The 12,595-nt window shown below is 65.5% G+C and carries 13 protein-coding genes; 8 read left to right on the forward strand and 5 right to left on the reverse strand.

The window, feature by feature from the left end:
* Positions 1-14 precede the first annotated feature (14 nt).
* A complete protein-coding gene (locus WG900_RS00395) occupies positions 15-1,373 on the forward strand; it encodes a transglutaminase domain-containing protein (RefSeq protein WP_339965292.1) in 1,359 nt (452 codons plus the stop codon).
* Here WG900_RS00395 and WG900_RS00400 read toward each other — a convergent pair.
* The 3 genes from WG900_RS00400 to WG900_RS00410 form a co-directional block, all read right to left on the reverse strand.
* Positions 1,370-2,107 (reverse strand): enoyl-CoA hydratase/isomerase family protein, encoded by a 738-nt coding sequence (locus WG900_RS00400; protein WP_339963903.1) that lies wholly within the window; start codon positions 2,105-2,107, stop codon positions 1,370-1,372. The genes WG900_RS00395 and WG900_RS00400 overlap by 4 nt on opposite strands.
* A complete protein-coding gene (locus WG900_RS00405; RefSeq protein ID WP_339963904.1) occupies positions 2,104-3,063 on the reverse strand; it encodes an NAD(P)H-dependent flavin oxidoreductase in 960 nt (319 codons plus the stop codon). The genes WG900_RS00400 and WG900_RS00405 overlap by 4 nt, the downstream gene beginning before the upstream one ends.
* A 69-nt stretch (positions 3,064-3,132) precedes the next feature.
* Positions 3,133-3,591 (reverse strand): GbsR/MarR family transcriptional regulator, encoded by a 459-nt coding sequence (locus tag WG900_RS00410; protein WP_339963905.1) that lies wholly within the window; start codon positions 3,589-3,591, stop codon positions 3,133-3,135.
* Positions 3,592-3,661: 70 nt separating this feature from the next.
* Between WG900_RS00410 and WG900_RS00415 the strand changes: the two genes are divergently transcribed.
* The 4 genes from WG900_RS00415 to WG900_RS00430 all read left to right on the forward strand — a co-directional run bounded on the left by WG900_RS00415 (position 3,662) and on the right by WG900_RS00430 (position 7,183).
* Positions 3,662-4,477, forward strand: coding sequence for an SDR family NAD(P)-dependent oxidoreductase (locus tag WG900_RS00415; protein ID WP_339963906.1), 816 nt, complete (start codon positions 3,662-3,664; stop codon positions 4,475-4,477).
* On the forward strand, positions 4,474-4,968 hold the full coding sequence (locus tag WG900_RS00420; protein WP_339963907.1) for a nuclear transport factor 2 family protein: 495 nt from the start codon (positions 4,474-4,476) through the stop codon (positions 4,966-4,968). Before WG900_RS00415 ends, WG900_RS00420 begins: the two co-directional genes overlap by 4 nt.
* A 182-nt stretch (positions 4,969-5,150) precedes the next feature.
* Positions 5,151-6,155 carry an LLM class flavin-dependent oxidoreductase gene (locus WG900_RS00425; protein WP_339963908.1) on the forward strand — a complete coding sequence of 335 codons (1,005 nt, stop codon included), beginning with the start codon at positions 5,151-5,153 and terminating at the stop codon, positions 6,153-6,155.
* Positions 6,152-7,183 carry a zinc-binding dehydrogenase gene (locus tag WG900_RS00430; RefSeq protein ID WP_339963909.1) on the forward strand — a complete coding sequence of 344 codons (1,032 nt, stop codon included), beginning with the start codon at positions 6,152-6,154 and terminating at the stop codon, positions 7,181-7,183. Before WG900_RS00425 ends, WG900_RS00430 begins: the two co-directional genes overlap by 4 nt.
* On the opposite strand, the gene WG900_RS00435 is transcribed toward WG900_RS00430, so the two are convergent.
* Together WG900_RS00435 and WG900_RS00440 are read right to left on the reverse strand one after the other, a co-directional pair.
* The gene (locus tag WG900_RS00435; RefSeq protein ID WP_339963910.1) at positions 7,180-8,505 is read right to left on the reverse strand and encodes an aromatic ring-hydroxylating oxygenase subunit alpha; all 1,326 of its coding nucleotides are present in this window, start codon (positions 8,503-8,505) and stop codon (positions 7,180-7,182) included. The two genes, WG900_RS00430 and WG900_RS00435, sit on opposite strands and share 4 nt — an antisense overlap.
* Positions 8,502-8,825 (reverse strand): hypothetical protein, encoded by a 324-nt coding sequence (locus tag WG900_RS00440; protein ID WP_339963911.1) that lies wholly within the window; start codon positions 8,823-8,825, stop codon positions 8,502-8,504. The genes WG900_RS00435 and WG900_RS00440 overlap by 4 nt, the downstream gene beginning before the upstream one ends.
* A 152-nt stretch (positions 8,826-8,977) precedes the next feature.
* On the opposite strand from WG900_RS00440, the gene WG900_RS00445 reads away from it, so the two are divergent.
* Genes WG900_RS00445 through WG900_RS00455 form a run of 3 tightly spaced genes read left to right on the forward strand, consistent with a single transcriptional unit; the run spans position 8,978 to position 12,587 of the window.
* Positions 8,978-9,847 (forward strand): FAD binding domain-containing protein, encoded by an 870-nt coding sequence (locus WG900_RS00445; protein WP_339963912.1) that lies wholly within the window; start codon positions 8,978-8,980, stop codon positions 9,845-9,847.
* On the forward strand, positions 9,844-10,332 hold the full coding sequence (locus WG900_RS00450; RefSeq protein ID WP_339963913.1) for a (2Fe-2S)-binding protein: 489 nt from the start codon (positions 9,844-9,846) through the stop codon (positions 10,330-10,332). Before WG900_RS00445 ends, WG900_RS00450 begins: the two co-directional genes overlap by 4 nt.
* On the forward strand, positions 10,329-12,587 hold the full coding sequence (locus WG900_RS00455) for a xanthine dehydrogenase family protein molybdopterin-binding subunit (RefSeq protein WP_339963914.1): 2,259 nt from the start codon (positions 10,329-10,331) through the stop codon (positions 12,585-12,587). Before WG900_RS00450 ends, WG900_RS00455 begins: the two co-directional genes overlap by 4 nt.
* Positions 12,588-12,595: the final 8 nt, after the last annotated feature.

The raw sequence follows: 12,595 nt of genomic DNA on the forward strand, positions 1-12,595 counted from the left end.
TTTATGCCTTGACCGTGTTGTGGGCAGGGCCAGCGCTGGCATCGGACACATGGTTCCGTATCACCGATGAGCAGGGCCAGCTGATCGGCTGGCAGCACGAAAGCGTCGACGCTTTACCCCTAGGCCGCCGCCTGACCCGCGAAAGGGTCACGGCTTTCCGCATCAAGGACCACCCCGCCGCGCGGCTGACCGTGCGTGTGGTGCGTGAAGAAGACTTGGAGGGACGCCTGCTTGGTCTGCTCGCCGAGACCGATCGCAATGGCAGCAAAAGCCGGGTGCGCCTGACCGTCGCGGGCACGACAATGTTGGTCGAGGGTGAGCGCGGCAAGGCGCGGACCATGCGGCAGATGCTGCTTGATCCGGCGCTGCGGCTGGCGGACGGGGAGTGGCTCTCCGGAGCGCCGCTGACGGGCGATATTGCCGAGATCGAACCCGGCACAACCACGATCCCGCGCGGTCGCATCGAACGTTCGAAGGCAGGAGCGGAAGAGGCGCTACTCCATTACCGCGACGGCGAATTTGCCGACGCCTGGCTGGTCACGCGGGACGACAAGGGCGAAGTCCAGCGCGCCGAGAAACCGCTCCCGGGCGGGCGGCTGGTCTTCGAACGCAGCGCCGAGCCGGTGCGGGCGACGGACCTTTCAGCTGGCCGGGCGGTTGCCAGCCTGCGGTTCAAATCGCCCTTCGCCATCTCCGAAGCGGCTTTGCGCGGTCACATCCGCTACACCTTCCGCCCGCGTGCCGGTGCGCCGCTCGCCATTCCCGAAACGGCCGAACAGCGGGTGCGCGAACAGCCAGACGGCAACTTGCGGATCGATGTGTGCCGCGCCTGTGGTACGGGCCTGCCCGATGACGCCGAGCGCCTCGCCCGCTGGCGCACGCCTTCGCCGTGGATCGAGAGCGATGCCCCCGAGTTGGTCGCCGCAGTCCGCGCCATCGCCGGGCGCAAGGTATCGGAACGCACCCGGATGCGCATGCTGGGCGACATGGCCCGCGCGCGGATCAGCCGCGTGGAATTCTTCGGCCACCATTCCGCGCGGCAGGCCTGGAAGCGGCGGGCTGGGGACTGCACCGAAGACGCCAGTCTTTACGCCGCCCTTGCCCGCGCGGCAGGCATCCCGACGCGGGTGGCGAACGGGCTGGTCTTCATGCGCGAACGCTATTTCGGGTCCGAAAACGCGTTTCAGCCACATTCGTGGGTGATCGCTCATGTCGATGGAAAGTGGGAGAGCTTCGACATTTCGGTCGGCAGCTTCGATAGCACGCACATTGCGCTGACGCTCGGCAATGGCGAACCCGGCCCGATCCTCGCCGCAAACCGCAAGGCCGGACTGCTTGAATGGCAGGCCATGGCGGAAGTGCGGAGCCGCTAGCCCTTCTTCGCGAACCGCGCGATCCGTTCATTGTGATCGGGCGAGCGGCCGGGATAATTCTCGGCCTCCCACTGCAATGCCGCATCGATGGCCATGCCCTCGGTCGCCGCCAGCGCGCGCTTTACGTAGAGGTTGGTGTAGCGAGAATTGTCCGCCACCTGCGCGGCGAAATCCATTACCGTGGCATCGAGCCCGCCTTCTTCCGCCAGTATGTCGACCAGCCCGAGGCGGTGCGCTTCCACGCCGTCGATGGGCTGGGCGGAGAGCATAATGCGCTTTGCTGCCGATGGGCCGATGCGGTGCGGCAGGCGCTGGCTCATGCCCCATGCGCCGATCAGTCCCCACTTGCCGTGGGTATCGGCGAAGCGCGCCGTGGTGTCGGCAAGGATCATGTCGCAGGCGAGCGCCATTTCAAGGCCGCCGGTATAGCAGGCGCCGTGGACCGCCGCGATCACCGGTTGCGGCAGGCGGGCAAGCCGCTCGACGATGCCCGGCTTGAAGCGCGGATCGACCGTAACGCCCGCCATCGCCTTGAGATCGGCCCCGGCACAGAACGCCCGGCCAGCCCCGCGCAGCACGACGCAGCCAATCGAGTCCGCCTGCGCTTCCAGATCGACAAAGTGCGCATCCAGTGCTTCGAATGTTGCCGTATCGAGCGCGTTGAGGCTTTCCGGGCGGTTCAGCGTGAGGACGCAGACTTCGCCCTCATCGCGGCGCAGGACGCGGTCGTTCATCGTGCCGCCTCCCATACCGGCACGGCGCAGGCGGCGGCGTATTCAGCGTGCAGTTGTGCCACCAGATCGGCCACCGATGGATAATCGTCGATCAGGGCAATTCCCTGTCCCGCGCTCCAGATATCGCGCCAGGGGGTCTTGCCCTCGGGCAAGTGTTCCGTCGAACGGGCGTCAGGAATGAACAGGTTTTCCGGATCGAGGCCGATCTCGCGCAGACTGGCCTTGAGCCACGATGCCGGCATGCCGTTCACCCCGCTGGTATAGGTGACATCCGCCGCGCCGCCTTCGACCAGCATCTTCTTGTAGGCCGCCGGCGCGTCGCTCTCCTGCGTGGCGATGAAGCGCGTGCCCATATAGGCAAGGTCTGCGCCGAGCACCTCGGCCGCGCGGATCGCTGCGCCGGTGGAAATCGCCCCGGCCATGACGATCGTGCCGTCAAAGAAGCTGCGGACATGCGGCACAAAGGCGAGGTGGCTGATCTGTCCGGCATGGCCGCCGCCGCCAGCGCCGATGCAGACGATGCCGTCCACGCTGGCATTCGCGGCCTTCTCGGCAAAGCGGACCGTCGTCGCGTCGTGGAAATGAAGCATGCCATGATCGCGGACCAGCGGCGCATTGGCCGTGGGATCGCCGACCGAAGTGACGATGATCGCCACGCCGGCATCGCGGCAGGCGGCAAGGTGGCGGGCGAAATACTCGTGACCCATGGTGGGGGAAATGTTCATTGCCAGCGGCCCGGCGTGCCCGCCTTCGCCTGCGAAAGCATCGAGGGCCGCGCGCACGGTGCGCAGTTGCTCCACCATCTCGTCATAGTCGCGGCAGTGGTTGCGGGTGAGCGAGCCAATCACGCCTGCTTTGCAGCAGGCGATCGCCAGGTCTGTCCCGCTGACAAGGAACATCGGCGCGGCAAAGACCGGCAGGACAAGGCGGTCGCTCAAGGATTGGGGCAAGGTCATTCGGCGTCCTTCGCTTCACTGCCATGCTGCCAGCAGGCGGGATGCTTTGAAACGCCTGTAACCGCGATATCACTCGGGCGGAAGCGAGCCTCTAGTGCGGATTACCGTGTCGATCGCCTCGCCCATCGCGCGCAGGAATTCGGCCTGCCGGCTGAGTCGCTCCACCGCAGCATTCCCCATGCCTTCGCGCTGCGCTTCGAGCAGGTTCGCCATGTGGATCAGCATTTCCGACCGGCGGGCGAACGGACCCGTTTGCGCCGATGGCGCGTCGAACAACAATTGCTTGGTGCCGGGCTGCCGCAGGCGGACGGCGTTGCCGTAATCGACCAGTTCGCGCGTTGCCATCGATGCGTTGCTTTTGGCGATGCCCAGATCGGCGGCGATTTCGTCCAGCGTGGCCGGCCTTTCACGCACCAGCAGATAGGCGAAAATCCGCGCGATCGTGCGCGACCAGCCCCACGGCTCCATCAGCGTGACCATCTCATCCATAAATCGCCGGGTCGATGCGGGCAGGGGTGTGTTTGACATATTCACTGATTCCTGAATTTATGCACAGAAGGCAAGCGCCAAGTTTGGCGGGCAATCAGAGGATCATGGAATGGCTACGGAATTCTTCGACCGATACGGACCCTGCGCGGTGATAACCGGGGCTTCCGAAGGGACCGGCGCCGAATTCGCTCGCCAGCTTGCGGCGCAGGGTTTTGACCTTGTCCTGATCGCGCGCCGGGAAGGTCCGCTGCAGGAACTCGCCGAGGAGATCCGCGCGAGCCATGGGGTCAAGGTCGTGACCGGCTCGGTCGATCTGGCCCAGCCGAACGCCGCTGCCCGCATTGCCGAAATCGCCGCGCCGTTCGAAGTGGGACTGTTCATCGCCAATGCCGGTGCTGACACCAACGGGGCGCGCTTCCTCAATCGCGACCTGGCGGCCTGGAACGCGCTGGTCACGATGAACGTGACGACGACCATGGGGCTGGCCCACCACTTTGGCCCGGGCATGCGCGACCGGAAACGCGGGGGTATGATCCTTGTCGGCTCGGGTGCCTGCTATGGCGGGCTCAACGGCATGGGCGTCTATTGCGGATCAAAGGCCTTCGTGATGAACCTCGCCGAAGGCCTGTGGGCCGAATTCCGCCACTACGGCGTGGACGTGCTCAACCTGATCCTTGGCCGCACCGATACGCCCGCGCATCGCAGGGCGCTGGAAGCCAGTGGTCAGACGGTCAACACAGCCGGCATGGCAAGTTCTGCCGATGTTGCCCGCGTCGGGCTGGAGCAACTGCCCCACGGGCCGATCTACAATTGGGGATCGCCCAATGACCAAGTCGGTTTCGCGCCGCAATCACCCGATGCGCGGCGTGAGCGTATCCTCATGATCGAGAAGGCATCGGGCGCCTATGCAGGCAAGAAGTCATGAGCGATCTTCTCACCCAGGTGGCCGACCGGCAAGCCATCACTGACCAGATTTACCGCTATTGCCGCGCGATGGACAGGATCGATCATGAACTTGGCTATTCGATCTGGCACGACGACGGCACGGCCGATTACGAGCACAATTTCCAAGGCGCCGGGCGCGCCTTCATCGATCATGTTTGCAGCCAGCACAGTTATTTGCTGCAACATTCTCACCAGATGTCGAACATCTTGATCGAGCTCGACGGGGACCGGGCGGGGAGCGAAAGCTATGTCACCGCCACCCTGCGCATGGAGCGCGAGGGGCGGTTGATGCAGATGACGGTCCTGTCCCGCTATGTCGATCGCTGGTCCAGGCGCGAGGGCCGCTGGGCGCTCGATCACCGGCGCGCGGTGATGGAAATGGACGAAATCCGCGAGGTTACGCCGATGAAACAGCACACCGGCTGGACGCGCGACCGCAGTGATCCCTCCTATCAAGTTCTCAAGGTATGACGGCCATCTTGCCCAACTGCGTCATCCTGAACTTGTTTCAGGATCCATCAGGCCTTGCGCGCGGATAAGGTTTGATGGTGCAACGGCGCCGTCCGCACGCTTTCGCATGAACCGGGCCAAGAGGCCAAATGGATCCTGAAACAAGTTCAGGATGACGAATTGAAAAACATGGGAATGTCAGCATGAAAGACACCAAACTTACCGTCTCTTTTGACATGCGCGCGCCCGACTGGGGCACGCCTGCGACCGAACTGTATCGTGCTGCTGTCGACATGGCGGCGTTCTGCGACAGGATCGGCGTCGACCGTATCGGGCTGATGGAGCATCATGGTTCGGACGACGGCTACCTGCCGCAGCCTTTCGTGCTGGCGAGCGCCATGGCGGCAGTAACCGAGCGGATCAGCTTCATGCTCGGCGCGGTGATCCTGCCGCTGCATGATCCGGTGATGCTGGCGGAAAAGATCGCGCTGGTGGACCTGATCTCGAACGGGCGGCTCAACGTGATTTTCGGCGCGGGCTATGTGCCGTTCGAATTCGCGATGTTCGGCAAGAGCCTGAAGGATCGGGCAAAACTGCTTGATCACAATATAGATTTGATCCTGCGCGCGCTGCATGGTGAACGCTTCGAGGTGGACGGCAAGCCCGTCTTCGTGCGCCCGCTACCGGTGCAGGAACCAGAGGATATCGTCCTTGTCGGCGGCGGGGTGCCCGCATCGGCGCGGCGCGCGGCGCGGTTTGGCGTGGGTTTCGGGCCGATGAAGGGCGAGCTGGTCGATCTCTATCTCGAGGAATGCGCGCGGCTCGGCCATGCGCCGCGTCAGTACTCCCGGCCCAAGAGCGGCATGCCGCTGGCGATCCATCTGTGCGAGGACCCCGAAGCCGGCTGGAAGGCGATCGAGCGCCACGCCGTCCACGTCATCACCGAATATGCCAAGTGGGCCGAACAGGAGGGCGATGCCTCCAACTCGCCGTTCAAGGGGCTGGATAACCCGGCGGCGCTGAGACAGGCGGGGCTTTTCGCCTGCTGGACCCCGGAGCAGTTCGTGGCCCAGGCGGGTCGCATGGAGGACAAGACCTCGCTCGGCCTGCAGCCGCTGCTTGGCGGTCTGGACCCGGAAGAAGGGTGGAAGTGCCTCAAGTTGCTCGAACAGGTCATTCCAGAAGTGAAGGCGGCATTTGCGTCATGAAGGCAGCATACATCCAGAACGGCGAAGTCCTCACCGGCGAGGTCCCCGATCCCGTCCCCGGCAAGGGCCAGGCGCTGGTGCGCACCCATTCGTGCGGCATGTGCGCCAGCGAGCAGCACTTCCTCCACGCCGGGCAGAACATCATCGACCTGTCGCGCAAACTCGGCGGGCCCTACGCTGCGCTGCAATGGGATCAGCCCTTCGTGCCGGGGCATGAATTCGTTGGCGAGGTAATCGATTACGGGCCCGGTTCCGCGCGCAAGGTTGCGGTCGGCAGCAAGGTCACCTCGGTGCCGATCATGAGGGCCGGCGGGGCCCACGCGGTAGTGGGCTTCAACCACGTCTGCCCAGGTGGCTACGGCGAACTGATGTTGCTCGACGAGGACATCATGTTCTCCCTACCGGACAGCTTCGATGACGATCACGGCGCGATGATCGAGCCGCTCGCCGTCGGTCTCGAACACGCGCGGCGGGGCCGGCCGGAGAAGGGCGATGTTGCGCTGGTGCTGGGCTGCGGGGCCATCGGCCTCGGCGTGATCGCCGGTCTCAAGCTTATGGGAATTGCCCCGATTGTCGCGGCAGACTTCCACCCCGCCCGGCGCGAAGAAGCGCTGCGGATGGGCGCGCATAACGCCGTCGATCCGCGCGAGGTCAGCCCCCACGCGCCGCTCCCCGACGTGGGCCGGGCGCCAAACCTGATCTACGAATGCGTCGGACGTGCAGGGATGCTCCAGTCCCTGATAGAGGCCGCGCCGTTCGACGGGCGCATCGTCATGGGCGGCTATTGCATGGAAGAGGAAAGCCTCTTCGTCTTCGCCGCGCAGAACAAGCGGCTCAACGTCCAGTTCGCCGGCGGGGAAGAGCCTCAGGACATGGACCTCGCCATGCGCGCGATCGGCGACGGGCGGATCGACGTCGCCCCATGGATCGGCGCGCGCATCGGACGATCAGGCGTGGCCGAGGCGCTGGCGGCGATGTCAGGGCCAGGTGCGCCGGTGCGGGTGGTGGTTGATCCGCGGTTGGATTAACCCACCTCCACCGGTCCGCCAGTCCCCATGTACCCAGCCAGCGCGCGGTGGAAGCCTACGACGGCTTCCTCCTCGGTCGGGTGCGGGCGGGCGGAGCTGAAGGCCATCGACTTCATCCCCTGCTGCACCGCGCCCATGTTGGAGAAGTCCTGCAGCAGCACCACCGGCCAGTGGTCCAGCGTCTGCTCGGGCTTGTAGAGGTTCTCCGGCTTCGGTTCCTGCCCTTCGGCGAATTTCTCCAGCGTATAGACCTCGAAAATACAGGAATCGGGGTCATAGCCGTTGGGCCGTGCGCGGTAGCAAAGGGCGAAAGTAGGGCCATAGATCAGCACGGTGTTGGGGAAGATGTGGACATCGGTTCCTGCTTCCGCCGCGTGCTTGGGATCGAGCGCGGGCCAGGTGATGCCGTTCCTGGCATCCTCCTCGATCACGCGGCGCATGAAATGCATCTGCACTTCCATCGCGCTGGTGCCCTCGGGCAATTCGTCGACCAGTTTGTTGGCAACATCGACCATGGTCTGCGTGGTCGTTGCCCAGACTTCCTTCCACACCTGGTTCAGGCTGGTGGCGAGCCCGACGCGCATGTCCGGCGCCCCCGCCGCTCCGGCCGTGCCGCCGCCAACGCCTTCACGCTGCAGTGCGCCGAAATTGCCATGGATGCCGAGTGAGCGGCTCCAGGTCGGCTTGTCGGAATAGACCGCCAGCTGCGGGTGCGTGCCGATGACGTGGTAGCCTTCGTTGAACGCCTCGACCGCGACCTTCCAGTTGCACGGGAAGTGCAGCCACTGCCGCCAGCGATAGCGCATATTCTGCATCTCGAACGGGTCGAGCAGCGGCGCGACCTCGCCGAGGTATGCACGCAAGGGCACAGCGTCCGGGTCCATGGTGATGAACACCCAGCCGCCCCAGGTCTCGGCGCGCACGTCCTTCAGGCGGATGTCGTCCGCGCTCAGGCTGTCGCCATAGCCGGACTTGCGCGTGACGCCGAGGTTGCGCCCGTCGAGCGCCCAGGTCCAGCCGTGGAAGCCGCACTTGAAGCCCTTGGCATGCCCGCAGCCTTCGGTCAGCTTGCGCCCCCGGTGCGGGCAGACATTGTGATAGGCCTTGATTGCGCCATCGTCCTGCCGGGTAACGATGATAGAATCGTCGAGGATGTCATAGGTGACGAAATCGCCCGGCTTCTCGATCTCCTCTTCGCGGCAGGCGACCTGCCAGACCTTGCGCCAGATCGCGTCGCGTTCGGCGCGGGCATAGTCCGGCGAGAGGTAGGCCTCGGTCGGAATCGACCACGCCTGCGCGGTGACGTTTGTTTCGGCATTCATGAGCTGGGGTGTTCCTCGTAAATCCACATCCTGGCGGCGGAGCGGTCCATCGCATCGGAGCGGGTAATCATGCCATCGGCGCTGCGACGGCCCATTTCGGCCATGAATGCCGCCGCGTCGTCGGTTTCGATATCGTAGATGGCGAGCCGCGGTGCGCCGGGTTCGGGCATGGCGAAGGGCGTGGCGGTAAAGCGGCGACCGCCGGTGACGCCGGGCAGGGCGCAGATGTCCTTCATGTGGACCGCATCGTACCACGCGTCATATTCAGCCTCGCGCCCCGGCAGCGGTGCCGACTGCGCGATCATTACATATTTGCCCATCGGCATCCTCCGTTGGCGCGCAGCCTAGTCTGACGTGCAGGCCAAGGTCCAGCGGCGGCTTGACGGCATCGCGGGTCCGCTTGCTTGCAGCGGCAGGACAAATTGCCGCGTTCCGACTTGCGGGAGTCTTCACGGCCCGCCACAGTGGCAAGATGACCATGACATACCACCAGCCGCGCAGCCGCGAAGAGGCTGCCGCGCTGCTCGCCGCCGATCCATCCGCCCGTATTCTGGCCGGCGGGACCGACCTGATCGTCCAGATGCGCAGCGGGCGTGTTGCTCCCGGAGCCGTCATCGATATCAAGCGGATTTCGGCGATGCAGGCGGTGCAGGGCCACGATGAAGGCTTCACCATCGGCGCGGCAATGCCGTGCACGGGCCTCAAGCAGTCGCAGCACCTCGCCGCCGCATGGCCGGGCGTGGTCGAGGCGGCGAACCTGATCGGCTCGGTGCAGGTGCGCAACCGCGCGACAATGGCTGGCAACCTGTGCAACGCCTCGCCCGCCGCCGATGCCGTCCCGGCACTGATCGCGGCCGGAGCCACCGCGCTGGTGGTTGGTCCCCAAGGCGAGCGGCTGGTGCCGGTCGAAGAGATCCCCGCCGCTCCCGGCAAGACGACGCTCAGCGCGGGCGAATTCATCGCTGAACTGCGCCTGCCGCCGCGTTCCGTTGGCGGCGGCGACGCTTACCTGCGCGCCACCCCGCGCACCGAGATGGACATCGCCATCGTCGGCGTCGGCGTCTCGCTGGTAATCGGCGCTGACGGCGTGTGCATCGCAGCGCGGGTGGCGCTTGGTGCGGTTGCGCCCACAGCGATTCTCGTCCCGGAGGCGGGCGCGGCGCTGGTCGGCACGCGGGTCGATGACACGGCGCTCGATGTCATGGAGGCGGCCGCGCGCGCGGCTTGCCGTCCGATCGGCGACAAACGCGGCAGCGCCGAATATCGTACCCACATGGCCGGCGTCCTGGCGCGCCGGGCTACAATAATTGCCCTCTCGCGGGCCAAGGGAGAGCAGGCATGAGCAGAATGGCGATCAGCACCACGGTCAACGGCGATCCGGCGGAATTCCTATGTGATCCGAGCGAAACCCTGCTCGATGCCCTGCGGTCCAGCCTTGGGCTGACCGGGGCCAAGGAAGGTTGCGGTTCGGGCGATTGCGGAGCCTGCACGGTAATGCTCGACGGCCAGATGGTCTGCTCGTGCCTCGTTCTTGCAGCCGAGGCCGAAGGCCGGACCATCGCGACGATCGAAGGCGTGGCCGAGGGTAGCGTGCTCCATCCCGTGCAGGACAAGTTCCTCGAATTCGGTGCGCTGCAATGCGGTTTCTGCACGCCGGGCTTCATCGTCGCGGCCAAGGCATTGCTCGAACGCAACCCCGATCCGGACGAAAGCGAGATCCGCTACTGGCTCGCCGGAAACCTGTGCCGCTGCACCGGCTATGACAAGATCGTCCGCGCTGTTCAGGCCGCCGCCGCGCAGATGCGCCAAGAGGGTGCCACCGCATGAACGCGCCTGAAAATCCTAAGACCTTCAAGGTTATCGGTACGCGTCCGGTGCGCCCGGACGGCGTCGACAAGGTCACCGGCAAGGCGGTCTACGGACCTGACTTCACCACGGCAGGCATGATCCATGGCGCGATCCTGCGCAGCCCGCACGCTCATGCACGCATCATCTCTATCGATACCAGCAAGGCCGAGGCCCTTCCGGGGGTGAAGGCGGTGGTGACCAGCGCCGACTTTCCGGGGCAGGAATCGAAAGTCGTCGCCGCGGGGGAGACCAGCAGCAACCTCCAGCACATCGCCTCGACCTGCATGGCGCAGGGCAAGGTGCTGTACATCGGCCACGCCGTCGCCGCCGTTGCCGCGACAACCAAGGCGATTGCCGAGGCTGCGGCCAAGCTGATCGTGGTCGATTACGAAGTCCTTCCGCATGTCATCGAAGTGGAAGAGGCGCTCGCCGATGGCGCGCCGATCCTGCACGAAGGCATGATCACCAAGGGCATCGAACCCGCGCCGACGAAGCCGTCGAACGCCTCGGCCTCCTTCACGTTGCATGATGGCGATGTTGATGCCGCGCTGGCCGCTTCGGCGGTGACGGCGACGGGCAAATACCGAACCGCGCCGGTGCATCAGGGCTATATCGAACCGCACGCCTGCGTCGCCAGCTGGAATGCCGACGGGCAGGGGCAGCTGTGGATTTCGAGCCAGGGCCATTTCGACCTGCGGAACCAGACCGCCGCCGTGCTGCACATGCCGATCGGCGATCTGCGGACCTATCCGCTCGAGATCGGCGGCGGCTTTGGTGGCAAGACCGGGATCTACCTTGAACCGGTCGCTATGTTGCTTTCGAAAAAGTCGGGCCGCCCGGTACGGCTGACGATGAGCCGCGAAGAAGTCTTCGCCGGCAGCGGCCCCGCGCCGGGCGTGGTGGCGGACATCATCATCGGGGCGAGCGAAGACGGCACGCTGACTGCGCTCAAGCTCGAATTCTGGAACCAGTCGGGCGCCTATCCCGGATCGACGATCCATCCTGGCGTGATGACTGCGCTGGGCGCCTACCGCCTCCCGGCCTTCTGGGCGCGGGGATGGGACGTGCTGTCCAACTTCGCCGGCACCAAGGCCTACCGCGCGCCGGGAGCGCCGCAGATCGCTTTTGTGGTCGAAAGCTGCCTCGATGATCTCGCGCTTAAGCTTGGCATGGACCCGATCGACCTACGGTTGAAGAACGCCGTGGTGCCGGGCGATCCCGGCCCGGTTCGCCTGCCGCACGGCAAGATCGGCTATGTTGAATGCCTTGAGGCAGCGAAAGCGCACCCGCACTGGTCCGCTCCGCTCGGGCCCAATCAAGGGCGCGGTGTCGCGGGCGCGTTCTGGGGCAATTATGGCGGCCAATCGACCGCCTCGGTGGCGCTCGCTTCGGATGGATCAGTGCAGGTAACGACTGGCAGCCCCGACATCGGCGGCAGCCGCGCGTCGATGGCGATCATGGCAGCGGAAACGCTGCAGGTGCCTTACGAAAGCGTTCGGGTGACCATCGCCGACACCGCCTCGATCGGCTATTCGATGGTGACCGGCGGCAGCCGCGTGACCTTCGCCACGGGCAAGGCCGTGGTCGTGGCGGCGCGCGAAGTCCTCGCCACTCTGGTCTCCCGCGCGGCGAGCCTGATGGGCGTGACCGAAGACCAGATTGTCTGGCGCGACGGCGCGGCGCATGGCCCGGGCGAGCAAGTGCTGACCATCGCCGCCATCGCCGGCAAGGCTGGCCAGTTCTCCGGGCCGATCTCGGCCGAAGCAGCGGTCAATCCGCTCGACTACCTGCCGGCGTTCGCTGTCCACATCTGCGACACCGAAGTCGATGCCGAGACGGGGCAGGTTGCCGTGGTGCGCTATACAGCGGTGCAGGATGTCGGCACGGCGATCCACCTCGACTATGTCGAAGGCCAGCTTCAGGGCGGCGCGGCGCAGGGGATCGGCTGGGCGCTGAATGAAGCCTACCTGTTTGACGGGCAGGGCCGGATCGAGAACCCCGGCTTCCTCGATTACCGCATGCCAGTCGCCTCGGACTTGCCGATGATCGACACCGTGCTTGTCGAAGTGCCAAACCCGGCCCATCCCTATGGCGTGAAGGGCGTGGGCGAAGCGCCGATTGTGCCGCCGCTCGCCGCCGTAGCCAACGCGGTGCGCGATGCCACCGGCAAGCGGTTCACCCAGTTGCCGCTGACGCCCGACCGGGTTTACGCGGGGCTGAAGGCGTCGGCCTGAGCGTGGGG

It is taken from the genome of Novosphingobium aquae (assembly GCF_037572715.1).
Taxonomy (GTDB): Bacteria; Pseudomonadota; Alphaproteobacteria; order Sphingomonadales; family Sphingomonadaceae; genus Novosphingobium; species Novosphingobium aquae.

Excerpts from the sequence above, each read along its gene's own strand:
- WG900_RS00410 (WP_339963905.1), bottom strand. The coding sequence starts at position 3,591 with ATGTCAAACACACCCCTGCCCGCATCGACCCGGCGATTTATGGATGAG.
- WG900_RS00405 (WP_339963904.1), bottom strand. The coding sequence starts at position 3,063 with ATGACCTTGCCCCAATCCTTGAGCGACCGCCTTGTCCTGCCGGTCTTT.
- WG900_RS00425 (WP_339963908.1), top strand. The coding sequence starts at position 5,151 with ATGAAAGACACCAAACTTACCGTCTCTTTTGACATGCGCGCGCCCGAC.
- WG900_RS00445 (WP_339963912.1), top strand. The coding sequence starts at position 8,978 with ATGACCATGACATACCACCAGCCGCGCAGCCGCGAAGAGGCTGCCGCG.
- WG900_RS00420 (WP_339963907.1), top strand. The coding sequence starts at position 4,474 with ATGAGCGATCTTCTCACCCAGGTGGCCGACCGGCAAGCCATCACTGAC.
- WG900_RS00400 (WP_339963903.1), bottom strand. The coding sequence starts at position 2,107 with ATGAACGACCGCGTCCTGCGCCGCGATGAGGGCGAAGTCTGCGTCCTC.
- WG900_RS00450 (WP_339963913.1), top strand. The coding sequence starts at position 9,844 with ATGAGCAGAATGGCGATCAGCACCACGGTCAACGGCGATCCGGCGGAA.
- WG900_RS00430 (WP_339963909.1), top strand. The coding sequence starts at position 6,152 with ATGAAGGCAGCATACATCCAGAACGGCGAAGTCCTCACCGGCGAGGTC.
- WG900_RS00435 (WP_339963910.1), bottom strand. The coding sequence starts at position 8,505 with ATGAATGCCGAAACAAACGTCACCGCGCAGGCGTGGTCGATTCCGACC.
- WG900_RS00440 (WP_339963911.1), bottom strand. The coding sequence starts at position 8,825 with ATGGGCAAATATGTAATGATCGCGCAGTCGGCACCGCTGCCGGGGCGC.
- WG900_RS00455 (WP_339963914.1), top strand. The coding sequence starts at position 10,329 with ATGAACGCGCCTGAAAATCCTAAGACCTTCAAGGTTATCGGTACGCGT.
- WG900_RS00415 (WP_339963906.1), top strand. The coding sequence starts at position 3,662 with ATGGCTACGGAATTCTTCGACCGATACGGACCCTGCGCGGTGATAACC.